We start from the raw sequence: 20895 nt of genomic DNA on the forward strand, positions 1-20895 counted from the left end.
ACACCCTTTTACTCCGGTGAGCGGCGCAGGCGCAAGCATGTTTCATCAGGTGGCGTTCTGTTTCGCCGTCCGACACAGGAACATGGTGCCGGCGGCACGACTCCGCATAGGTTTCTGGGCACTCACAACCCCCGAGATCTTTGGAGTCACCCATGCGTCTGCGACGCTCCCGAAGTGCGGCCGCCGCCTCGGCCATCGCCCTGACCACCGCCATCCTGCTGACCTCGTGCGCGGCCGGGGGCTCCAGCACATCCACCGGCGAGAAGGTGACCGGCGGAACCATCGTCTACGCCCACCAGCAGGAGCCCGCCTGCGTGTTCGGCGGCTGGATCGAGCAGGCGTACCTCTCCTACCAGGTGCTCGACAACCTGGTCTCGCTGGATGAGAACCACAAGGTCGTCCCCTGGCTCGCGACCGAGTGGAAGCAGGCCGACGACGGGCTGAGCTGGACGTTCACGCTGAAGAAGGGCGTGACGTTCACGGATGGCACCCCCGTCACCGCCGCGGCCGTCGCATACAACTTCGACTACTGGGTCAAGGGCGGCAACAGCACGGCGAAGGTCTGGCTCGGCGGCTACTACCAGTCGGCGGTCGCCGTCGACGACCAGACCCTGAAGATCAACCTGTCGAAGCCGTACCCGCGGCTGGCCGACAACCTCACCCAGGCCTACTTCGGCATCCAGTCGCAGCACGCGCTCGAGACCCGCACCAAAGATCAGAACTGCGAGGCGCCGATCGGCTCCGGCGCGTTCGTGATCGACAAGTGGAACCGCGGTCAGGACATCGTGCTGAAGCGCAACGACAAGTACACCTCGTGGCCGGCGAACGCGCTGCACACCGGACCGGCGATCGTCGACGAGGTGGACTGGAAGTTCGTCGCCGACCCGACCACCCGCGTCGCCGCGCTGCAGAGCGGTCAGGTGAACGCGATCTACGACGTTCCCTCCGTGCAGTGGAGCACTCTGAAGAGCGGCGGATACACGCTCGACAAGTACGTGACTCCCGGCCGCCCGCAGCAGATCTCGTTCAACACGGCGCAGGGTCCGTTCACCGACGAGCAGGTGCGTCAGGCGTTCGCGTACAGCCTGAACCGCAAGGAGATCGTCGACACGATCGGCCGGGGCGTCATCCCCGTCGAAGGCAACGGCGGAGTCAGCCAGGCCACCCCCGGCTACAGCAAGAAGGCGGCCGGCTGGTACGACCAGGACACGTCGAAGGCGAACGAGCTGCTGGATGCGGCGGGCTGGTCGCAGAAGAACGCGCAAGGCATCCGCGAGAAAGACGGCAAGGCCCTGACGGTCACGCTGCCGTACGGCGCCGGCTCGATCATCAACTCCGACGGTGCGGCGATTCTGCAGGGCGTGAAGGAGCAGGCGTCGAAGGTCGGCTTCGACGTGAAGCTCGTACCCGTTCCGCAGGCCGAGTTCTTCTCCGGCAAGTACTCGACGCCCGACTCCTACGATCTGTCCGTCGGATACTGGACGGCGGTGACCGCGGGCATCCTCTACATCAACTGGCGCCCCTCGACGGCTGACAACCCCAACTACTCCAACTCGGCGTTCTACAACGATCCGACGCTGGAGGGGTACATCCTCGAAGGAAACTCGGCCGCCGATGTGGATGCGCAGAACGCGGCCTACGAGAAGGCGCAGGACTACATCGCCCAGCACGCGCTCTCGATCGGCGTCTACGACCGCCTGAGCACGCTCGCGGTGTCGCCGAAGCTCAAAGACGTCTGGCAGGAGCACGCACAGGGAGGACCGACGTTCTATGACGCGTACTTCGTCAAGTAGCTCCGACCGCGGAGCCGGAGCGGTCGGCGGGGTGGCACTGGCCGCCCCGCCCGAGCAGCCCGCGCGCCGCGCATCCCTCGGCCGTCGCGTCTCGGTGCAGATCGGGCGCAAGGTCGTCGCAGCCCTGGTCGTGCTCTGGGGCGCTGCCACCGTCGCCTTCTTCGCGCAGACAGCGCTGCCCGGCGACCGGGCGACTGTGATCCTCAACATCCGGGCCGGGCAGGCACAGGTGCGCACGCCGGCGGAGCTCGCCCAGATCAACGAGCAGTACGGCCTCCACCGGCCGCTGATCGTGCAGTACTTCGACTACCTCGGTGGTCTGGTGCGCGGCGACTTCGGAACGTCGTACCAGCAGTTCCGGCCGGTGACGGCGATCATCGGCGAGCAGCTCGGCGCCACCGTCATCCTGTCGCTCACGGCGATCCTGTTCGCCTGGGTGCTGATGGTCGTGTGGGTGACGCTCACCGCCGGGCGCGGCCCCAAGCTCGGAGCTGTGGGCTCGACCGTGGACGTGTTCGCGGCGGGGCTTCCCGCCTACTGGCTCGGCATCATCCTGCTGCTCGTGTTCGCCCTCGGTCTGCGCTGGTTCCCGGTGCTCAGCGGTTCGGGCGTGGATGGGCTGATCCTTCCCGCTCTGACCCTCGCGATACCCCTCGCGGGCTTCATGGCGCAGAGCACCCGCACCGAGTTCGAGCGGGCGCTCGATCAACCGTTCGTGCTGTCGGCGCGGATGCGCGGCATGGGCGACTGGGGCATCCGCCTGCGTCACGTGCTGCGCCACGCGGTCATTCCGGCCGTGACGCTCTCGGGATGGGCGCTCGGCGCCACCCTGTCTGGCGCGGTGATCGTGGAGTCGATCTTCAACCGGCCAGGCATCGGGTCGGTGCTGGTCTCGGCCGTGAACTCGCAAGACCTGCCGGTGGTCGTGGGCATCGTGACCCTCGTCGCCGTGGTCTACGTGGTCGCCAACCTGCTCGTCGACATCGTGTACACCCTCGTGGATCCACGTCTGGAGCTCTCATGACAACGCTCGCCTCACCGCCGCGGGTCACAGGCGTCGCCGCATCCCTCGGCCGTCGCCCGTGGGGGCTGTACACCGCCATCGCCTTCGGCGTTCTGCTCGCCGTCGCCGCGATCGCCCCGCAGGTGCTCACCGTGCACGCGCCGACGGATCTCGACTACGGCTCCGCGCTGCAGGGGCCGTCGCTCGCCCACTGGTTCGGAACGGACGAGTCGGGTCGCGACCTCTACACCCGCGTGGTCTTCGGTGCCCGCGAATCGCTGCTGATCGGTCTCGGCGCAGCCGGGGTCGGTGTGGGAGCCGCTCTCGTGCTCGGTTCGCTCGCCGCCCTCGCGGTGAAGCCGGCCGCCGTGGTCGTCGACCGGTTCGTCGAGGTCATGTTCGCCTTCCCCGCGCTGCTTCTGGCGTTGCTGCTGATCGCGATCGCCGGGCCTTCCGCGACGACGGAGATCTTCGCGGTCGGTCTCGGCACCGCTCCCGGGTACGCGCGGATGGTGCGCGGCCAGATCCTCTCGGCCAAGAACTCCGGCTACGTGGAGGCGGCGACCGCGCTGGGGCACTCGCGGTGGCGGATCGTGCGGGCGCACATCCTGCCGAACGCGCTGCGGCCGCTCGTCGCCGTGTTCGCGCTGTCGATCGGGCAGTCGATCGTGTGGGCGTCCAGCCTGTCGTTCCTCGGGCTCGGCGTCGCACCGCCGTCGTCGGAGTGGGGCGCGCTGCTCGACGCCGGCCGCGCTTACATCACGCAGGCCTGGTGGCTCGTCGTCATCCCGGGCCTCGTGATCGTGGCCGTTGCGCTCGCCACCACCATCGGACGGCACCTCCAGACCCGCTTGGAGAAGGGCGAACGCTCATGAGCATCGTGCAGAAGGCGGAGGAACGCCTCGACGGCCTCGACTGGCCCGCCACGCGGTTGCGGGTCGAGAACCTGCGCACCGGGTTCATGGTCGACGGCACACCGCGGCCGGTCGTGAACGGCGTCTCGTTCGAGCTGCTCCCCGGCGAGTGCGTCGCCATCGTCGGGGAGTCCGGCTCCGGCAAGAGCGTCACCGCGCGCTCGCTGGTCGGGCTCGCGGGAACGAACGCGATCGTCGAGGCCGACACGCTCGAGATCCACCACGAAGACGTCCGCTCGTTCACCCCGCGGCAGTGGCGGCGCATCCGTGGCCGCGACATCGGCTTCGTGCTGCAGGATGCCCTGGTCTCGCTCGACCCGCTGCGGCCGGTCGGCGCCGAGATCGATGAGGCGCTCCGGCTGCACAAGTGGGGCGACCGCAAGGCGAGGAAGGCCAGGGTGCTCGACCTGCTCACGCGGGTCGGCGTTCCGCTCCCCCAGCTGCGGGCCCGGCAACGCCCCGACCAGCTCTCCGGCGGCCTGCGTCAGCGCGCCCTCATCGCGTCGGCGATCGCACTCGACCCCGACATCGTGATCGCGGACGAGCCGACGACGGCCCTGGATGTGACGGTGCAGGCCCAGGTGCTCGCCCAGCTGGAGGAGATGAAGGCGCGGGGCGCGTCGGTCATCCTGATCAGCCACGACCTCTCGGTGGTCGCGCAGCTCGCCGACCAGATCCTGGTGATGCGCGGCGGCGACGTGCTGGAGCAAGGGACCGCGGTGGCGGTGCTCGGGTCGCCGCAGCACGAGTACACGAAAACGCTCATCGCGGCGGTGCCGAGCGAGGCCACCCGTGGCCGGCCGCTGAGCCCGGGGACGGAAACGCCCGCCGAGCCCGCGCGCGATCGACCCGCCGCCGAGTTCGCGGCGACAGCTCCGGCCGACGACGGGCCCGTGCTCGAGGCCACCGGACTCATCAAGCGGTTCCACACCTCCGACGGCACGGTCACCCGCGCGGTCGACGGCGTCTCGTTCAGCCTCGCGCACGGCGAGACCCTAGGGATCGTGGGCGAATCCGGCTCCGGCAAGAGCACGACCGCTCGGCTTGCCTTGGGTCTCGAAACCCTCGACGGCGGCGTCGTCCGGCTGCTCGGTCACGAGTGGTCGGCCCTGCCCGAACGCAAGCGCCGCTCGCTGCGCCGCCGCATCTCGGTGGTCTACCAAGACCCGCTGAGCTCGTTCGATCCGCGCTGGAACGTCGAGCGCATCCTGCTCGACGCCCTCCGCGGCGAGCGCTTCGCCACCGCGGCAGTCCGCAAAGAGCGCGTGCTCGAACTGCTGCGGCTCGTCGGGCTGCCGGCGAACGTGCTCGGCCGCTTTCCGCTCCGGCTCTCCGGCGGCCAGCGACAGCGCGTCGCGATCGCCCGTGCGCTCGCGCCCCGCCCGTCGGTGATCGTGCTCGACGAGGCGGTCTCCGCGCTCGACGTCACCATCCAGGCGCAGATCCTCGACCTGCTCGTCGACCTGCAGCGCGACACCGGCGTGAGCTACCTCTTCATCTCGCACGATCTCGGCGTGATCAGCCACCTCAGCGATCGAGTGCTCGTGATGAAGGACGGGGTCGTCGTGGAGGAGGGCGAGCCGGGCGACATCTTCCGTCATCCCGCGCATCCATACACACGCGACTTGATAGCGTCGATTCCCGAGTTCGATCCGGCCTCGTTCGCCGGCATCCCCATCCAGCCCGTAGTGCCGAACCAGAAGGCGACCTGATGGCCGAACCGAAACAGTTGTTCCTGAACCTCTTCGAGATGGCTTGCGTGAGTCACATCACGCACGGCCTGTGGCCACTACCCGGCAACAACCGGGAACGGTTCGCCGACATCGACTACTGGCTGGAACTCGCCCAGATCCTCGAGCACGGCGGGTTCGACGGCGTCTTCCTCGCCGACGTGATCGGTGCGTACGACGTGTTCCGCGGCGGCCCAGAGACCGCCCTGCGCGAAGGCCTGCAGAGCCCCAACATCGACCCGCTGCTCGTCATCCCCGCGATGGCCGCCGTGACCGACAGGCTCGGCTTCGGCGTGACGTTCTCGACGACGTACGAACCGCCGTTCGCGTTCGCCCGGCGCATGTCGACCCTCGACCACCTCACCAAAGGCCGGGTGGGCTGGAACGTCGTCACCTCCTATCTGCCCAACGCCGCCCGCAACTTCGGGCTCGACGGCGAGGTGCCGCACGACCTGCGCTACCAGTACGCCGACGAGTACCTCGACGTGCTCTACAAGCTGTGGGAGGGATCGTGGGACGACGACGCGGTCGTCGCCGACCGCGAGCGCAAGATCTTCACCGACCCGTCGAAGGTGCGCTACATCGACCACGTCGGCGAGCGCCACCGCGTCGCGGGGCCGCACATCGTGCATCCCTCGCCCCAGCGCACACCGGTGATCTTCCAGGCCACCGGATCGCCGGCGGGCATCGAGTTCGCCGGCCGCCACGCCGAGGTCGTGTTCACCGGAGGGCGTACGAGCGAGGAGTTCCGACGCAACGCCGACGGGATGCGGGACGCGGCCGAGCGGCACGACCGGCAGCGCGACGACGTGAAGTTCATCGCGATGGCGGGCGTGATCGTGGGGCGCACGGAGGAGGAGGCCGCCGACAAGTGGCGTCTGTACCGTGAGCACTCGAGCGTCGACGGCATCCTCGCCCACAGCAGCCTGCCGGTCGATCTCACCGCCTTCCCCCGCGACATCACGGTCGGCGAGGCTCTGCGGCGTGCCGAGGTGCTGCCCTCCGCGGTGCCCTTCCTTCCGCTCGAACGCACGGTCGGTCAGGCGCTCGACTTCGTCACGGGATCGCGCGACGACCGCTTTCTCGTGGTCGGAACCGCCAAGACGGTCGCCGACGAGATCGAGAAATGGCTCGACGAAGACGGCCTCGACGGCATCAACCTGCGGCAGTACCACTCGTTCGACACCGCCCGGGACTTCGCCGACCTCGTCGTTCCCGAGCTGCGCAAGCGCGGCCGGCTCCCGCAGGAGGACGAGCGGTCGTCGACGCTGCGCGAGCGGCTCTTCGGCGAGGGGAACAACCGGCTGCCCGACCGGCACATCGGCGCCCGCTACCGGGGCGGCGCGAACCTCGACAACCCGGTCGAACCACTCCGGTTCGACGCGGCGAACGTCGGGTCGTTCTGATGGCCGACGCCGAGACGAACACCGGGGACGAGGCGACCGACGTGCGCACGCACCCCGTGAAGGTGGTCGGTGTGAGCGGCAGTCCAACGCATCCGTCGCGCACCACCGCCCTGGTGTCGGCCGCGACCGACGCGTTCGCCGAGGCGCTCGGAGGCACCGGCACGGTGATCGAGCTCGCGCCGCTGCTCAGCGGGCTGGGGGCCGGCGCGTTCCGCAGCCAGCTCGGGCCGGAGGTCACGGCGGCGCTGGAGGAGGTGGAGGCGGCGGATGTGGTCGTCGTCGGCTCCCCCGCCTATCGCGCCACATACACCGGGCTCTTCAAGCTGTTCTTCGATCAGATCGGCCAGTACGCCCTCGTCGGCAAACCGATCGTGCTCACGGCGACCGGCGGCAGCGACCGTCACGCGCTGCTCGTCGAGCACCAGATGAGGCCCCTGTTCGGCTTCTTCCAATCGCTGACCCTGCCGCTCGGCATCTTCGCCGGCGAACACGACTTCGCCGACTACAAGATCGTGTCGGACGACCTCACGGCGCGCATCGACACCTCGGTCGCGCGCGCGCTGCCGTTGCTCCGCTCGCACCTGGGAATGGGCACCGACACCGTTCAGCCGTCGTTCGCCCGGCCGTTCGCCTTTTGAGCCGCGGCGGCGAGTCGGTCACTCCAGCGCTTTGCGTTTCTTCTGCTCGATCTCGGCCTGCAGTTTCTCGACCTTGGCCTTTCGCTCGTAGAACTCGATCTCGCGCTCGAGCTCCGCGAGCTGCGCCTCGGTGCTGAGCTCCCCCCGCGACGGCTCCCGCACGGGAACGCCGAGCGGGTCGGACGCAGGCCGGGCAAAGGAATCCACTGCGTGGGCCGGAGGCCGCTTCGCCGCGGTGAACGGCCCGGCGCCGGTCGACGCGTACTCCCGGCCGAGCGCGAACCAGAGCACGCTGCCGATCAGCGGCAGCAGGATCACGATGATGATCCACCCGAACTTGGGCAGGTGCTTCACCTGGCTCGAATCGCGCAGGATGATGTCTATCAGCGCTGCCAGGAACAGCAGCAGGCTCAACAGCGGGAGAAGGACCATGAGCGGATTCTAGCGATGAGTCGCACCGGGGAACAGATGTGCCGGGCGGGCTCCGTCTGCCGGGGAAGTCAAGCCCTTGCGGTGAAAGAGGAGCGTTTTAGCGTTGACGGTATGGGCGACCTCGATACACCGATCCTGACGGCATCCACCGTTCTCCTGCTGATGCCGGATCAGGCGGATGCGCCGGTCGCCGTGCTCCTCGAACGCCAGGTCATCCCGTCGTCGGTGCTGCTCGATGTTCTCGATCGGCGGGCGACCTTCGTGCGTCTGCGGCGTGGACCCAACGTTCACGGACTCACCGAGCCGTATCGCCAGTTGACACGCGCCGAGGCGGCCGACTGCGAGCCCGGCGAGACGGTCACGTTCGACAGGTACGCTCAGGCGCGATTCGCCCGCAGCGCCTCGCTGTTCGGCGCACCGGACACGATCGCGTTCGTGCCGCTTCTCGACGCCCGCCCGCCCGCGCGCGTGCGGGTGCCCATCCCCTCGCTCGATCTGAACTCGTGGCACGACTTCGTGCTCTCGTCGGCCAACCGCACAGAGTGCACCTACCGCATCGCCGGCGCGGCCGAACCCGTCGGCACCCCGACCCGAGGAGTACCCGATGCTCTATCGACTCGCTGAACTCGAAGACGTCTTGGCGGAAGCGCCGGGCCTCTTCGTCCGTTACTCGCGCGGACTGGCCGCCGACCTCGAATTCGGGGCGCTGGATGCCGAGAGCGGCCTCGAGCTGCCCGGCCTCAGTGCGCGCCCGCTCGACCCCGAACCGTGGTGGAACCGCCCGGTGCGCGACTGGCTCGCTCGCCAGGTGCTCCCGGTGGACCGGCTCGGTGATCTCAGAGAGGGCGTGTTCCCGTGGATCCTGCGCGGACGAGTCGTCGGCCGCGGGCCGAGCGGCGAGCCTCTCGTCACAGACATCGAACTGGTCACGCGCCTGGCGGAGTGCCTGCTCGATGAGGCCGCCGGCGTCTACCGAGAGCGGTTCGGTCTCGACCCCGAGTACGCCGGACTGCTGGCCGGAGCCCATGCCTGAGACGACGAACGAGACCACGCCCGAACTGACCGCCACCGCCGTTCTGCTTCTCGTCTCCGACACGCCCGCGAGCGGCACAGCCGTTCTCATCGCCGCACCGGACGCACCCTCGTTCGTCGTGCTCGGCGACGACACCGAAGAAGGATTCGTGCGGTTGCGCACGGGCGCGATCGCCTTCGGAACGCCGGAGACCTACCGCGCGGTTCCGCGTGACACCGTGCGCGACGGCGGACGGGTCGTGCACGTGGTCCCCGACCGCTATCGCCGGGCCGAGGTCGACCGCAGCGGGTCGCTGTTCGGCGTCGACGGTTCGGAGCTCTGGGTGCCGGTCGACGAGCACGGGCATCCGTTCGACCGGATCGCCGTTCCGCTGCCGTCGCTCGAGCATCCCCTCTTCGTCACCTTCGAGCGTGCGGATGCCCCCGACGCCTACTCCGACGGACCCGTCTCGTACATGCTGCGCGGCGAGGCCACGGAGCGCGCCGGCTACATCTGCCAGCACTGCGGAAAGCTGTGCCCCGTCAAAGAACCGCACACCGCCGCGCACGGCGTGGCCGGCCACACCCGCACCGCCGCTCAAGACCTCGACCCGTGGCGCAAGAGCCCCGACGCCGGCGAGCAGCCCGTCTACGAGCCGCGCGCGTAGCCGCGCGCTTTGCCGCGCGCCGCGAGGGGCGAGTTGTTGCGCCCTGCGCGCCCTCTCAGCCCGCAACGACTCGCCCCTCAGCGGTATTGCGGGCGCGGGGATGGGGGCGCGGGGTCAGTCGGAGGGCATGATCAGGCAGAAGGGATGCCCGGCGGGGTCGCGGTAGACGCGGAACGTCGGCGTTTCGGAGCCCGTCTTCGTCGCGCCGATCTCGAGCACGGCCGCCTCGGCGACCTCGAAGTCGTCCACCCGGACATCGAGGTGCATCTGCTGGGGAACGGTCTGGCTCGGCCACTGCGGCGGGTTGTACGACTCCACCTTCTGGAACGCGATGATGGGCCGCGAGCCGTCGGCCGCGACGATCTCCGCCCAGTCGTCGTCGTATCCGACGATCTCCAGCCCGAGGAGCTTCGAGTAGAAGCGCGCGAGGGCACGCGGGTCGGGGCAGTCGATGACGAGGGATTCAAGTCTTCCGATCATGCGGCCACGATATTCCGGCGGCGGTCGAGGCGCTAGACGGTGTCGGCAACCCGGCGCGTGTAAGCTTGTTCTTACAAAGTCGGTCAGCCGAGGAGACGCGATGCAATTGCAGTCGGAGCACCCGCTCCCTCGCGACCTGTTCGCCGACCTCGACAAGGGCAGCCCGGTTCCCCTCTACTTCCAGGTGGCCACCCGGCTGGAGAAGGCCATCCAGACCGACGTTCTGCCGCCCGGCGCCCGCCTCGAGAACGAGATCTCGCTCGGCCAGCGCTTGGGGCTCTCGCGGCCGACCATCCGTCGTGCCATCCAAGAGCTGGTCGACAAAGGTCTGCTCGTGCGTCGGCGCGGCATCGGCACGCAGGTCGTGCACGGCAAGGTCACCCGCAACGTCGAGCTGACGAGTCTCTTCGAAGATCTCTCGCGCTCGGGCCAGACGCCCCAGACGCGCGTGATCTCGCACGAGGTGCGCCCGGCCGGCCCCGACGACGCCTCGCACCTGTCGATCGAGGCGGGCGAGCCGGTGCTGCACCTGGTGCGGGTGCGCTCGGCCGACGGTGTTCCGCTGGCCGTGCTGGAGAACACTCTGCCGTCGGCGTTCACCGACATCACGGCCGCAGACCTGGAGGAGCGCGGCCTCTACCAGCTGTTGCGGGAACGTGGAGTGACCATTCGCATCGCGACCCAGCGCATCGGCGCGAGAAGCGCGACCGCCCGCGACAGCGACCTGCTCGAACTCGAGCCGGCGGCGGCGCTGCTCACGATGTCGCGCACCGCCTTCGACACGACCGGAAGTGCCGTCGAGTACGGCGAGCACTGCTACCGGCCCGATCTCTACGCCTTCGAGATCACGCTCGTCGACCGCTAGCGGTCGCGCACGCCCGCGCACGCCGCGCCGCGGGCGTCCGCGCCCCGGCCACCCACTGTGGCCGTTCCGGTCGAGTGTGTCCGGCGCACCTGCCACACTCGACCGCACCGGCCACACTCGCGTGCAGGGGCCACACTCGCGGGCAGGGGACTCGCGCGCAAGCGTTGGCGCGCTGGCGGTCTCGCTCCATGCCGGGCCGGGCCTAGAAGCCGGGCCGCACCGCGAACGGAACCGGTCTGGTCCGCGCGTCCCCCAGCTGCGCGATCGCCCACTGTGGCCGTTCCGGTCGAGTGTGTCCGGAACACCTGGCACATTCGACCGCACCGGCCACACTCGCGCGCGGGCGGTCGCGCAAGCGGTCCGCGCGCGGGCGGTCGCGCGCAAGCGGTCCGGGCGCTGGCCCTCGCGCGCGGGGGCTGCGTCAGGCGTAGAAGTCGGGGCGCGCGGCGGAGGGCACCGCCACCGGGCCGCTCTCGGTCAGAGCCCGCACGCCGGCCTCGCAGGCGAGCGCGGCGAGGTAGCCGTCCCACGCGGTCGGGCCCGCGACGAGCGAGCCGTCGCGCACCGCATCCACCCACGCCTGAACCTGGGTGTCGTAGGCGCGGGCGAAGCGCGTCGTGTAGGTGACGTGCTCGGCTATCCGGAAGGCGCCATCCGCCCACCGCTGCAGCCCCGCCGGCTGGCCGATGCGGGCGATCCCCGTCTGGAACACGGCTTCGGCGGTGACCTGATAGCCGAACTGTGCGCCGACGTTCATCTCCACGTCGACGAGAACGCCGTTCTCCAGCTCGATCAGCACGAGGATCGGCTCGCGCAGCCGCTCGGGAGACAGGGCGTTGCGGCGCGGATGCTTGACCTCGATGCTGCGGATGGGCGAGCCTGCGAGCCAGGGCATCACGTCGAGCTCGTGCACCACCGAGTCGGTGATCAGCATCGACTCGGTGTACGTGTCGGGAACGCTCGGATTGCGGTGCACACCGCGCAGCATGAGCAGGTCGCCCGCCTCCTTCGAAACCACCAGCTCACGCAACGCCCTGTACTCGTCGTCGAACCGCCGCATGAAGCCGAGCTGGATGTGCGGACGGCCGAGCTTCCGCTCCAGCTCGACGACGCGGAGCGACGACGCACTGTCGGGGGTGAGCGGCTTCTCGCACAGGATGGGCAGCCCGGCCTCCAGGGCCGGCGCCAGCACCGGCTCGTGGAACCGGCCCGGCGTCGCCACGAGCACGGCGTCGAGCACGCCCGCGGCGATCGCATCCTCGATCCGGCCGAACACGGCGGCGCCCGGAGCGGTCTGCGCGGCGGCGGCAGCGCGCGCGGCGTCGGGTTCGACGATCGCCGAGACGGCCGCGCCGCTGATCGTTCGGCTCAGCCTGTCGATGTGGTCGGCGCCCATGATGCCGGCGCCGACGACGCCGACGCGGAGGTCGGTTGCTGTGCTCATCTGGAAGTGGCTCGTTTCTGTGTTCTGGTCGATGGGCGGCGGAGCGGCAGGCGGCCGGGCGGCCGGGAGGCCGGGCGGATGCGCGCTGCCCGCTCAGCGGATGCGGGTGAGCGGAGAGCAGCCGAAGATGTGCTCGCGGGTGCGGGTGGCGATGCCGAGGGGAAGGTCGATGTCGACGCCGGGCATGTCCTGTTCCACGATCGCGAAGATGTCAGGATCGATGGCCGCGACAGCCTCGATGATCGGCGCGTACTCCGGGATGCCGGCGGGCGGCTCGACCATCACCGCCGACGCGGCGTCGCCGAACGCGACGTCGTTCTTGAGCACCTCGAACCGCAGCTCGGGGTCGATCTGCTTGAGGTGCAGGTAGCCGATGCGGTCGGGGTGCCGCTCGATCATCGCGACGTTGTCGCCGCCGTAGTAGGCGAAGTGCCCGGTGTCGAGACAGAGGTTGAGGTACTGCGGATCGGTCAGCTCGAGCAGCCTCTCCACTTCGCCGCGCGTGCCGACGTGCGAGTCCGCGTGCGAGTGGAACTGCTGCTCGATCCCGTACTCCTCGAGCAGCGCCTTGCCGAGCCGGTCGTGGCCGGCGGCGAGCGCATCCCACTGCTCGGTCGTGAGCGTGCGGGGTTCGAGCGCTTCGCCCGTCGCATCCGAGCGCCAGAGGTCGGGGATGACGACGAGGTGCCGCGCGCCGACCGCGTGCGCGAGCCCCGCGACCTTCACCGCCTGATCCCACGCTCGCTCCCACTGGTCGGGTCCCTTGTGGAAGCCGGTGAAGACGGTTCCCGCGCTGAGCTCCAGGTCTCGGCTGCCGAGCTCGTGTTCGAGCCGATGCGGATCCGTCGGCAGGTAGCCGTACGGCCCCAGCTCGATCCAGTGGTAGCCGGCCGCCTGCGCCTCGTCGAGAAAGCGGTGCCACGGCGTCTGTCGCGGGTCGTCGGCGAACCAGACGCCCCACGAGTCGGGGGCGGTGCCGATGCGGAGGCCGCCGGTGTGCTCGGTGTCTGTCATCGTCGTCTTCCTCAGCCCAGAAGGGGCCGTTGCTGCTTGCGCTGTTCGGTGTACTCGGAGAATGCCTGCTGGGTGGTGCCCAGCTCGGAGACCTGGGCCACCGGCACGTCCCACCACCCGCCGCCGTCGGGGCCGTAGCGGAAAGGATCGGATTCGACGTGGATGAGCGTCGACGTGGCGCTCTCCTTGGCCGCTGCGACGGCCTCGCCGAGTCGGGCCATCGCATCCGTGCCGGGAGCGATCTCGACCACCTCGACACCGTAGCTTCGGGCGTTCGCCGCCAGGTCGACCGGCAAGAACCCGCCGCGCTCGACGTCGTTCCGCTCGGCGTCGCGATAGCGGTAGCGGGTACCGAAACGCTGCGAGCCGACGGTCTCGGACAGGTGACCGATCGAGGCGTAGCCCTGGTTCTGGATGAGCACCACGATGATCTTGATGCCCTCCGCGACCGCGGTCGCGAGCTCCGAGTGCAGCATGAGATAAGAGCCGTCTCCGACCATGACGATCACGTCGCGATCGTCGCCGAGAGCCTCCAGCCCGCGCTTGACGCCGAGGCCGCCCGCGATCTCGTAGCCCATCGTGGAGAACGCGTACTCCACGTGATAGCCCAGCGGGTCGCGCACGCGCCACAGCTTGTGCAGGTCGCCCGGAAGCGAACCGGCGGCCTGCACGACGACATCCCTCGGTGCACTGGCGGCCTGAACGGCGCCGATGATCTCCGGCTGGCCCGCCAGTTCGGCGCCGGTCGGACGGAGGGCGGCGTCGACCACCGCATCCCAGGCCGCCTTCTCGGCAGCGATGGCGTCGGCGAAGGGGCGCGTCACCCGATGGTCGGCGAGCGCCGCGCGCAGGTCGTCGATGGTCTCCCGCGCATCCGCGATCACCGGCAGTTGCGTGCCGTGCTTGTAGGCGTCGAACGATGCGACGTTGACGTTCACGAACGTCGCACCGGGGTTCTGGAACACTGTGCGGCTGGCGGTGGTGAAGTCGCTGTAGCGGGTGCCGATGCCGATCACGAGGTCCGCCTCGCCCGCGATGCGGTTGGCCGCCGTGGTTCCGGTGGCCCCGACACCGCCGAGGTTCTGCGGGTGGTCCCAGTCGAGCACACCTCCGCCGGCCTGGCTCGTGCCCACCGGGATGCCGGTCTGCTCCACGAACGCGCGCAGGCTGTCTTCGGCGCCCGAGTAGAGCACTCCACCGCCGGCGATGATCACAGGCCGCTCGGCGCCGCGGATCGCAGCGATCGCGGCCTCCAGCGCCCACCGCTCCGGCCGCGGCCGACGGATGCGCCACTCGCGCGGCTGCAGGAACTCCTCGGGAACATCCAGCGCCTCGGCCTGCACGTCCTCCGGCAGCGCGATCGTCACAGCGCCCGTCTCGGCGGGGTCGGTGAGCACCCGCATCGCGGCCAGGGCGATGGAGAAGAGCTGCTCGGGGCGCTGCACGCGGTCGAAGAACCGCGAGACCGGGCGGAACGCATCCGTCACCTGCATGCCCGGGTCGTGCGGGTGCTCCAGCTGCTGCAGCACGGGGTCGGCGACCCGGGTCGCGAACGTGTCGGAGGGCAGCAACAGCGCGGGAAGCCGGTTGGCCGTTGCCAGGGCGGCGCCGGTGAGCATGTTGGCGGCGCCCGGCCCGACGGATGCGGTGGCCGCGAAGGTCGCGCGCCGGCGGTGCATCCGCGCGAAGCCGACCGCCTGATGCACCATCGCCTGCTCGTTGCGGGCCTGGTAGTAGGGCATCAGCTCGGGCTGCGACACGTTGTACTGGCGGAGCGCCTGGCCAAGCCCGGCGACGTTGCCGTGACCGAAGATGCCCAGGATGCCGGGGATGGTGCGTTCGCGGTGCGATCCGTCGACGGTCCACTGGTTGGCCAGGAACTCGACGAGCGCCTGGCTCACGGTCAGTCTGCGAGACGTCATCTGGTGGCTCCTTCGGATCCGCTGCGGTAGGGCAGGCGCGGGTCGGCCGTCTGTTGCGACCATCGGTCGCGCAGCCACGCCTGGCGCGGGTCGTCGCTGACGAGCCAGACCCGCTCGTCGCCGGGGCCGGCCATCACGTTGAGGTAGTAGAGGTCGTACTCGGGAGCGGCGGACGCCGGCCCGTGGTAGCCGAACGGAACGAGCGCGATGTCGCCCGAGCGCACCAGAGCGTTCGTGTCGATCTCGCCCGCCCGCGACGAGTACGTCGCGAACGTGCCGAACGCGTCGGCCTCGGGCGGCGCATCCGCACCCCGCACCGGGGCCGCCTCGAAGTAGTAGATCTCTTCGAGCTGGGCCTCGTGGCCGGCAACGGACTCGTCGTGCTTGTGCGCGGGATGCGACGACCAGTTTCCGCCGGGCGTGATCACCTCGCACACGATGATGGCGGCTGCGTCGAGCGCATCCGGTGTGCCGAAGTTGTGCACCTGACGCGTGTCGCGACCGGCGCCGCGCAGCTCGACCGGCACCTCTCGCTTCGCCAGGTAGCGACTCGGCCTCGCCTCACCCGTGACCGCTTCTGCCACCGCGACCCGGCCGTAGCCGCGCACCGAGAGCCCCTGACCCGCGCCGACGAACAGCGTGTCGGTGGGGCCGTCGAAGACACTGCTGCGCCCTTCGAGAATGGTCTGCCGACCCTCGTGCTCGACCACGAAACCACTGGAGAGCGGCACCACGACGCGCTCGACGTCGCCGGCCGCGAGAGACAGCGTCTCCCCCGTCAGCTCGGCGACCCGGATGCCCGTGTGCTGCCAGCCGTCGACGGATGCGTCGACCACCGACTCCCAGCCGTCGCGCCGCAGCGACCCGCGCGGGAAGAACCATTCGTTGCGCTCGGCCATGCTCGTTCTCGTCCTCGTGTGCTCGTGGTTCGTGGTCAGTCGTTCTCGGGGAAACCGAGGTTGATGCCGCCGTGCGACGGGTCGAGCCAGCGGCTCGTGATCGCCTTCTGCTGGGTGAAGAACTTCACGCCGTCCGCCCCGTGGGCCTTGGTGTCGCCGAACAGCGACTGCTTCCAGCCGCCGAACGAGAACGTCGCCACAGGCACCGGGATGGGAACGTTGATGCCGATCATGCCGACCTGGATTTCGCGCTGGAACCGGCGGGCGGCGCCGCCGTCGTTGGTGAAGATCGCCGTTCCGTTGCCGAAGGCGCCCGAGTTGATGAGGTCGACGCCCTCCTCGTAGGTCGCCACCCGCACGACCGCGAGCACCGGGCCGAAGATCTCGTCGGTGTACGCACGGCTCGACGTCGGCACCCGGTCGAGCAGCGTCGGACCGAGCCAGAAACCGTTCGGATCGCCGTCGGGGTTCACGTCGCGGCCGTCGACGACGAGCGTCGCGCCGTCTTCGACCGCGATGTCGATGTAGGAGGCCACCTTGTCGCGGTGCTGCTGGGTGACGAGCGGACCCATGTCGCAGCCGCGGCGGCCGTCACCGATGCGAAGGTCGGCGATGCGCTCGCCGAGCTTCGCGATCAGGTCGTCGGCCACCGGCTCGACGGCCACGATCACCGAGATGGCCATGCAGCGCTCGCCCGCCGAACCGAAGCCGGCGTTGATCGCGCTGTCCGCGGTGAGGTCGAGGTCGGCATCCGGGAGCACCAGCATGTGGTTCTTGGCGCCTCCCAGCGCCTGCACGCGCTTGCCGTGAGCCGTGCCTGTCTCGTAGACGTATTTCGCGATCGGGGTGGAGCCGACGAAGCTGATCGCCGCGACATCCGCATGCGTCAGCAGGCCGTCCACCGCCTCCTTGTCACCGTTCAGCACGGTGAAGACGCCGTCGGGAAGGCCGGCCTCCTTCCACAGCTCGGCCAGCCAGATCGCCGCCGACGGGTCTTTCTCCGAGGGCTTCAGGATCACCGAGTTTCCGGCAGCGATGGCGATCGGGAAGAACCAGGCGGGAACCATCGCCGGAAAGTTGAACGGCGAGATGATCGCGACGACGCCGAGGGGCTGACGGGTCGAGTACACGTCGACGCCCGTCGAGACCTGCTCGGAGTATTCGCCCTTCAGATGGTGCGCCAGCCCTGTCGCGAACTCGACGACCTCCTGACCGCGGCTGATCTCGCCGAGCGCATCGGACAGCACCTTGCCGTGCTCGCTCGTGATGATCTCGGCCAGCTCCCCCTTGCGCGCGTTCAACAGCTCGCGAAAGGCGAACAGCACCGCCTGTCGCCTGGCCAGCGAGAAGTCCGCCCAGGCCGGGAAGGCCGCTTTGGCCGAGGCGACGGCGGCGTCGAGCTCCGCCCGGTCGGCCAGCGCGACCCGTTTCGTCTCCACCCCGAGGGCCGGATCGTAGACCGGCGCCGTGCGGCCGCTGGTCGAGGGATACGCGGCGCCGCCGATCCAGTGCGGAACGACCGGCAGCTCGGATCCGGTGGTGGTGCCATCGGTGCTCGACGTGGTGGTGGTCATGACGCTTCCTTCGGTGGATCGATCAGCGGTGGTGGACGAGGGCCGAGGCGATGTCGACCGCCTTGCTCACATCATCGTCCTGCGGGTAGAGCAGTGTGCGCCCCACGACGAGCCCGTGCACGCCCGGCAACGCGAGGGCTGCCTCCCACGACGCGTAGGTGGCGTCGGGCGCGGCGTCGGTGTCGCCGCCGAGGAGGAGCGTCGGCAACGTCGTGGCGGCCATCACCCGTTCCATCTCCTCGACCACCGGCAGTTTCAGCCAGGTGTATGCGGAGGAGGCGCCCAGGCCGGCGGCGATGGCGACCGAGGTGATCACCGCATCCCGGGTCAGATCGTTCACGGCACGGCCGTCGCTCCACCGCGTGAGGAACGGTTCGAGGATGATCGGAAGCCCGGCCTTCGCGGCTGCGGTGACGGCCTCGGCCGTCTTCTCGAGCGTTCGCACTGTGGCGGGGTCTTCGAGGTTGACGCGGAGCAGCAGCTTGGCGGCGTCGATGCCGTCGCTCACCAGGGAGTCGACGTCGTAGCCCGTGTACCGGTCGTCCATCTCGAAGACGGAGCCGCGCAGACCGCCGCGGTTCATCGAGCCGACGACGACCTTGTCGTCGAGGGCGCCGAGCAGCGCGAGGTCTTCGATGATGTCGGGGGTGCCGAGCACGCCGTCGACGCCCGGCCTCGAGAGGGCGAGCGCGAGCCGCTGCAGCAGCTCGTAGCGGTCGGCCATCGCGGTCTGATCGGCGCGGACGCCGAGGGCTCCGCGGGCAGGATGGTCGGCCGCGACGATGAACAGCCGGCCGTCGTCGCGCACCAGGGGGCGCCGCCGCCGGGCGGCGAGCGCGGCGCCGATGGCCGCGGGCTCGCTGTGCCGCAGTCGGCGCAACCGGTCGAACGCGCCGGCGCCCAGAAGCGGCTGCGACCGCGCGACGTCAGCTGTGGACATCCTCGAGCTCCTCCATGATGGCGTCGACCTCCGCTGTGGTGGGCATCGCCGTCGAGCATTCGCGACGAGTGGCGACGATGGCGCCCGCGATGTTGGCGAACCGGATGATGCGCTCCAGCGACCAGTCCTGCAGCAGTCCGTAGCAGAGCGCTCCGCCGAACCCGTCTCCGGCGCCGAGGCCGTTGACGACCTCGACCGGATACGGTGCGACCTCCACGCTCTCCTCCCGCGTCTTCGCGAGCACGCCGCGCGGGCCTTGCTTCACGATCGCGAGCTCGACGCCGCGTTCCAGCAGGGCGTCCGCCGCGCGCTGAGGATCGGTCTCGCCGACGGCGATCTCGCACTCCTCGCGGTTGCCGACCGCCACCGTCACACGATCGAGCGCTCGGTCGACCTCGGCCGTCGCCGTCTCGGGAGACGCCCAGAACATCGGGCGGTAGTCGAGATCCAGGATGGTCAGGGGAGCCCGGCCCCGCGCCTCCCAGGCGACGTGGTGGGCGGCCCGGCTGGGCTCGCGGGAGAGCCCGGTGACCGTCGACCAGTAGATCGTCGCCCGGGTGATCGCGTCGAGGTCGAGCTCGCCGCCCGTCAGCGCGAGATCGGGGGCCAACGGGTCGCGGTAGAAGTAGAGCGGAAAGTCGTCGGGCGGGAAGATCTCGCAGAACGTCACCGGAGTCTTGAGGCTGCCGACGGTGCCGACGAACCGGTCGTCGACACCGAGACGCCGCAGCTCGCGGTGTGCGTACCGGCCGAACGGGTCATCACCGGTGGCCGTGATGACCGCCGAGCGCAGGCCGTGCCGTGCCGCGGCGATCGCCACGTTCGTGGCGCTCCCGCCCAAGTACTTGCCGAACGTCTGCACGTCTTCGAGGCCGACGCCGTCTTGCAGCGGGTACAAGTCCACACCGATGCGACCGATGGTGATGAGGTCGAAAGGCGACGTCGCTGCCTCCGTCATTCGTGTGGCTCCTTCGTCGCGCGATCGTCGGTTCGCATCCGATTCTACCGTCATGTTCTATCAAACTTACAAGGGGTGTTCTCGGCCACTTTCCATCGAAGGGTCCCAACACGCCGTCTCGGAGATACGCGAGACGGCGTGTCGGGACCCCTCGATGGTTCTGCGTGAACGCTTACGCGGCGGCGGCCTGCTCGGCGGCGCCGCCGAGGTCAGGCGAGAGCCCGCGAGGCGGTGAGCCGCTCCACCAGGTGCGCGTCGAGCGGGCGGTCGGTGCCGAGCACGACACGCACGTGGGCGCCGGGCTGGTCGACCGGGCCGAGTCGCTGCCCGCGCAGATCGCAGATGGTCTGGCCGCGACCGGGGCCGTGGGTCGTATCCACTTCGACGTGGACGCGCGGCGCGTTCGTGGCGCGCACACCGCCCACCGCGATCGCCGCCGCCAGCGGGTCGTGCAGCGCGCTGCTGCGGCGCCCGTAGAGGTCGACGTAGAAGTCGAAGTAGAAGTCGAGCATCTCGCCCACCGCGCGAGCGAGCGGATCGGCCGAATCGAGCAACTGCTGCCGATGCGACTCCTCGAGCGTGTTCTCGACCGTGACGTCGAGGGGCACGAGCACGACCGGCCAGGCTGCCGCGAACAGTTCCGCGGCCGCCTCCGGGTCGTTCCAGATGTTCGCCTCGGCCACCGGCGTCACATTGCCCGAGGCGAAAGCGGCCCCTCCCATCGCCGTCACCGACACCACGCGCGCCGGCAGCGTCGGGTCGAGCCGGAGGGCCAGCGCGATGTTGGTGGTGGGCCCGACCGTGATCACCTCGAGCCGGCGCTCGTACTCGTAGGAGAGCCGCACGAGCAGCTGGGCCGCGTCTTCGCCGATCGCCGCGAGGCCGTGCTCCGGCAGCTCGACGTCGCCGATGCCGTTCGCTCCGTGCACGTGCGGGGCGCCCCCGCCGAACGCCCGGGCGATGGCGTCGTGCGCACCCACGGCGACGGGGATGTCCCGGCGCCCGGCCAGCGCGAGGATGCGCAAGGTGTTCTCGGCCGCTTGCGCAGCACTCACGTTGCCGCTCACCGTCCCGATGCCGACGATGTCGACCTCCGGCGAGGCGAGCAGGTAGGCGAGCGCGAGCGAGTCGTCGATGCCGGTGTCGCAGTCGAAATAGACCGGGCGGCGGGAGGTGTCGGTGGTGGTCATGCTGAGTGCTCCGT

The 20895-nt window shown here is 69.8% G+C and carries 20 protein-coding genes; 10 read left to right on the top strand and 10 right to left on the bottom strand.

All coding sequences use genetic code 11. The annotated features are described in order from the left end of the window. Positions 1-152 precede the first annotated feature (152 nt). From ACFVWR_RS00860 to msuE, 6 genes are read left to right on the top strand one after another with little or no spacing between them, the layout of a single operon-like run. Entirely contained in the window at positions 153-1793 is a 1641-nt protein-coding gene (locus tag ACFVWR_RS00860) for an ABC transporter substrate-binding protein (protein ID WP_387207158.1), read from the top strand. After that, entirely contained in the window at positions 1771-2817 is a 1047-nt protein-coding gene (locus ACFVWR_RS00865) for an ABC transporter permease (RefSeq protein ID WP_387207159.1), read from the top strand. Before ACFVWR_RS00860 ends, ACFVWR_RS00865 begins: the two co-directional genes overlap by 23 nt. Continuing rightward, a complete protein-coding gene (locus ACFVWR_RS00870; protein ID WP_387207160.1) occupies positions 2814-3671 on the top strand; it encodes an ABC transporter permease in 858 nt (285 codons plus the stop codon). The genes ACFVWR_RS00865 and ACFVWR_RS00870 overlap by 4 nt, the downstream gene beginning before the upstream one ends. Continuing rightward, on the top strand, positions 3668-5422 hold the full coding sequence (locus tag ACFVWR_RS00875; protein ID WP_387207161.1) for a dipeptide ABC transporter ATP-binding protein: 1755 nt from the start codon (positions 3668-3670) through the stop codon (positions 5420-5422). The genes ACFVWR_RS00870 and ACFVWR_RS00875 overlap by 4 nt, the downstream gene beginning before the upstream one ends. After that, the gene (locus tag ACFVWR_RS00880; protein WP_387207162.1) at positions 5422-6846 is read left to right on the top strand and encodes an NtaA/DmoA family FMN-dependent monooxygenase; all 1425 of its coding nucleotides are present in this window, start codon (positions 5422-5424) and stop codon (positions 6844-6846) included. The genes ACFVWR_RS00875 and ACFVWR_RS00880 overlap by 1 nt, the downstream gene beginning before the upstream one ends. Beyond that, positions 6846-7484, top strand: coding sequence for an FMN reductase (msuE, locus tag ACFVWR_RS00885; protein WP_387207163.1), 639 nt, complete (start codon positions 6846-6848; stop codon positions 7482-7484). Before ACFVWR_RS00880 ends, msuE begins: the two co-directional genes overlap by 1 nt. Before the next feature lie 18 nt (positions 7485-7502). Here the strand turns inward: msuE and ACFVWR_RS00890 are convergent, their stop codons facing one another. Further along, complete coding sequence (locus ACFVWR_RS00890; protein ID WP_387207164.1) at positions 7503-7916, bottom strand: PLDc N-terminal domain-containing protein; 414 nt, start codon at positions 7914-7916, stop codon at positions 7503-7505. A 111-nt stretch (positions 7917-8027) separates the two neighbouring features. On the opposite strand from ACFVWR_RS00890, the gene ACFVWR_RS00895 reads away from it, so the two are divergent. The 3 genes from ACFVWR_RS00895 to ACFVWR_RS00905 are packed head-to-tail and all read left to right on the top strand — an operon-like array spanning position 8028 to position 9595. Next, complete coding sequence (locus ACFVWR_RS00895; protein WP_387207165.1) at positions 8028-8540, top strand: hypothetical protein; 513 nt, start codon at positions 8028-8030, stop codon at positions 8538-8540. Then, positions 8521-8949, top strand: a complete 429-nt coding sequence (locus ACFVWR_RS00900; protein ID WP_387207166.1) for a DUF6098 family protein — start codon at positions 8521-8523, stop codon at positions 8947-8949. The genes ACFVWR_RS00895 and ACFVWR_RS00900 overlap by 20 nt, the downstream gene beginning before the upstream one ends. Continuing rightward, the gene (locus ACFVWR_RS00905; protein WP_387207167.1) at positions 8942-9595 is read left to right on the top strand and encodes a hypothetical protein; all 654 of its coding nucleotides are present in this window, start codon (positions 8942-8944) and stop codon (positions 9593-9595) included. The genes ACFVWR_RS00900 and ACFVWR_RS00905 overlap by 8 nt, the downstream gene beginning before the upstream one ends. A 114-nt stretch (positions 9596-9709) precedes the next feature. Here ACFVWR_RS00905 and ACFVWR_RS00910 read toward each other — a convergent pair whose 3' ends face one another. Beyond that, entirely contained in the window at positions 9710-10075 is a 366-nt protein-coding gene (locus tag ACFVWR_RS00910) for a VOC family protein (RefSeq protein ID WP_387207168.1), read from the bottom strand. A 100-nt stretch (positions 10076-10175) separates the two neighbouring features. Here ACFVWR_RS00910 and ACFVWR_RS00915 point away from each other — a divergent pair, with 100 nt between their 5' ends. Next, the gene (locus tag ACFVWR_RS00915; RefSeq protein WP_387207169.1) at positions 10176-10940 is read left to right on the top strand and encodes a GntR family transcriptional regulator; all 765 of its coding nucleotides are present in this window, start codon (positions 10176-10178) and stop codon (positions 10938-10940) included. A 421-nt stretch (positions 10941-11361) separates the two neighbouring features. On the opposite strand, the gene ACFVWR_RS00920 is transcribed toward ACFVWR_RS00915, so the two are convergent. The 8 genes from ACFVWR_RS00920 to ACFVWR_RS00955 form a co-directional block, all read right to left on the bottom strand. Further along, positions 11362-12384, bottom strand: a complete 1023-nt coding sequence (locus ACFVWR_RS00920) for a Gfo/Idh/MocA family protein (protein WP_387207170.1) — start codon at positions 12382-12384, stop codon at positions 11362-11364. Positions 12385-12477: 93 nt separating this feature from the next. Beyond that, positions 12478-13398, bottom strand: a complete 921-nt coding sequence (locus tag ACFVWR_RS00925) for a sugar phosphate isomerase/epimerase family protein (RefSeq protein ID WP_387207171.1) — start codon at positions 13396-13398, stop codon at positions 12478-12480. An 11-nt stretch (positions 13399-13409) separates the two neighbouring features. After that, positions 13410-15320 carry a 3D-(3,5/4)-trihydroxycyclohexane-1,2-dione acylhydrolase (decyclizing) gene (gene iolD, locus ACFVWR_RS00930; protein WP_387207172.1) on the bottom strand — a complete coding sequence of 637 codons (1911 nt, stop codon included), beginning with the start codon at positions 15318-15320 and terminating at the stop codon, positions 13410-13412. Beyond that, positions 15317-16219: a 5-deoxy-glucuronate isomerase gene (iolB, locus tag ACFVWR_RS00935; RefSeq protein ID WP_387207173.1), complete on the bottom strand. Its 903-nt coding sequence runs from the start codon at positions 16217-16219 to the stop codon at positions 15317-15319. The genes iolD and iolB overlap by 4 nt, the downstream gene beginning before the upstream one ends. A 35-nt stretch (positions 16220-16254) precedes the next feature. Continuing rightward, positions 16255-17793 (bottom strand): CoA-acylating methylmalonate-semialdehyde dehydrogenase, encoded by a 1539-nt coding sequence (locus ACFVWR_RS00940; RefSeq protein WP_387207174.1) that lies wholly within the window; start codon positions 17791-17793, stop codon positions 16255-16257. 22 nt (positions 17794-17815) lie between these two features. Beyond that, positions 17816-18733, bottom strand: coding sequence for a class I fructose-bisphosphate aldolase (locus tag ACFVWR_RS00945; protein ID WP_387207175.1), 918 nt, complete (start codon positions 18731-18733; stop codon positions 17816-17818). Then, on the bottom strand, positions 18720-19691 hold the full coding sequence (gene iolC, locus ACFVWR_RS00950; RefSeq protein WP_387207176.1) for a 5-dehydro-2-deoxygluconokinase: 972 nt from the start codon (positions 19689-19691) through the stop codon (positions 18720-18722). The genes ACFVWR_RS00945 and iolC overlap by 14 nt, the downstream gene beginning before the upstream one ends. Positions 19692-19900: 209 nt before the next feature. After that, positions 19901-20881, bottom strand: coding sequence for a nucleoside hydrolase (locus tag ACFVWR_RS00955; RefSeq protein ID WP_387207177.1), 981 nt, complete (start codon positions 20879-20881; stop codon positions 19901-19903). Positions 20882-20895 lie beyond the last annotated feature (14 nt).

Source organism: Leifsonia sp. NPDC058292, assembly GCF_042880955.1.
Classification (GTDB): Bacteria; Actinomycetota; Actinomycetes; order Actinomycetales; family Microbacteriaceae; genus Leifsonia.

What these genes read in the sequence shown, in the direction of transcription:
- ACFVWR_RS00860 (WP_387207158.1), top strand. Translation starts at nt 153, where the DNA reads ATGCGTCTGCGACGCTCCCGAAGTGCGGCCGCCGCCTCGGCCATCGCC.
- ACFVWR_RS00865 (WP_387207159.1), top strand. Translation starts at nt 1,771, where the DNA reads ATGACGCGTACTTCGTCAAGTAGCTCCGACCGCGGAGCCGGAGCGGTC.
- ACFVWR_RS00870 (WP_387207160.1), top strand. Translation starts at nt 2,814, where the DNA reads ATGACAACGCTCGCCTCACCGCCGCGGGTCACAGGCGTCGCCGCATCC.
- ACFVWR_RS00875 (WP_387207161.1), top strand. Translation starts at nt 3,668, where the DNA reads ATGAGCATCGTGCAGAAGGCGGAGGAACGCCTCGACGGCCTCGACTGG.
- ACFVWR_RS00880 (WP_387207162.1), top strand. Translation starts at nt 5,422, where the DNA reads ATGGCCGAACCGAAACAGTTGTTCCTGAACCTCTTCGAGATGGCTTGC.
- msuE (WP_387207163.1), top strand. Translation starts at nt 6,846, where the DNA reads ATGGCCGACGCCGAGACGAACACCGGGGACGAGGCGACCGACGTGCGC.
- ACFVWR_RS00890 (WP_387207164.1), bottom strand. Translation starts at nt 7,916, where the DNA reads ATGGTCCTTCTCCCGCTGTTGAGCCTGCTGCTGTTCCTGGCAGCGCTG.
- ACFVWR_RS00895 (WP_387207165.1), top strand. Translation starts at nt 8,028, where the DNA reads ATGGGCGACCTCGATACACCGATCCTGACGGCATCCACCGTTCTCCTG.
- ACFVWR_RS00900 (WP_387207166.1), top strand. Translation starts at nt 8,521, where the DNA reads ATGCTCTATCGACTCGCTGAACTCGAAGACGTCTTGGCGGAAGCGCCG.
- ACFVWR_RS00905 (WP_387207167.1), top strand. Translation starts at nt 8,942, where the DNA reads ATGCCTGAGACGACGAACGAGACCACGCCCGAACTGACCGCCACCGCC.
- ACFVWR_RS00910 (WP_387207168.1), bottom strand. Translation starts at nt 10,075, where the DNA reads ATGATCGGAAGACTTGAATCCCTCGTCATCGACTGCCCCGACCCGCGT.
- ACFVWR_RS00915 (WP_387207169.1), top strand. Translation starts at nt 10,176, where the DNA reads ATGCAATTGCAGTCGGAGCACCCGCTCCCTCGCGACCTGTTCGCCGAC.
- ACFVWR_RS00920 (WP_387207170.1), bottom strand. Translation starts at nt 12,384, where the DNA reads ATGAGCACAGCAACCGACCTCCGCGTCGGCGTCGTCGGCGCCGGCATC.
- ACFVWR_RS00925 (WP_387207171.1), bottom strand. Translation starts at nt 13,398, where the DNA reads ATGACAGACACCGAGCACACCGGCGGCCTCCGCATCGGCACCGCCCCC.
- iolD (WP_387207172.1), bottom strand. Translation starts at nt 15,320, where the DNA reads ATGACGTCTCGCAGACTGACCGTGAGCCAGGCGCTCGTCGAGTTCCTG.
- iolB (WP_387207173.1), bottom strand. Translation starts at nt 16,219, where the DNA reads ATGGCCGAGCGCAACGAATGGTTCTTCCCGCGCGGGTCGCTGCGGCGC.
- ACFVWR_RS00940 (WP_387207174.1), bottom strand. Translation starts at nt 17,793, where the DNA reads ATGACCACCACCACGTCGAGCACCGATGGCACCACCACCGGATCCGAG.
- ACFVWR_RS00945 (WP_387207175.1), bottom strand. Translation starts at nt 18,733, where the DNA reads ATGTCCACAGCTGACGTCGCGCGGTCGCAGCCGCTTCTGGGCGCCGGC.
- iolC (WP_387207176.1), bottom strand. Translation starts at nt 19,691, where the DNA reads ATGACGGAGGCAGCGACGTCGCCTTTCGACCTCATCACCATCGGTCGC.
- ACFVWR_RS00955 (WP_387207177.1), bottom strand. Translation starts at nt 20,881, where the DNA reads ATGACCACCACCGACACCTCCCGCCGCCCGGTCTATTTCGACTGCGAC.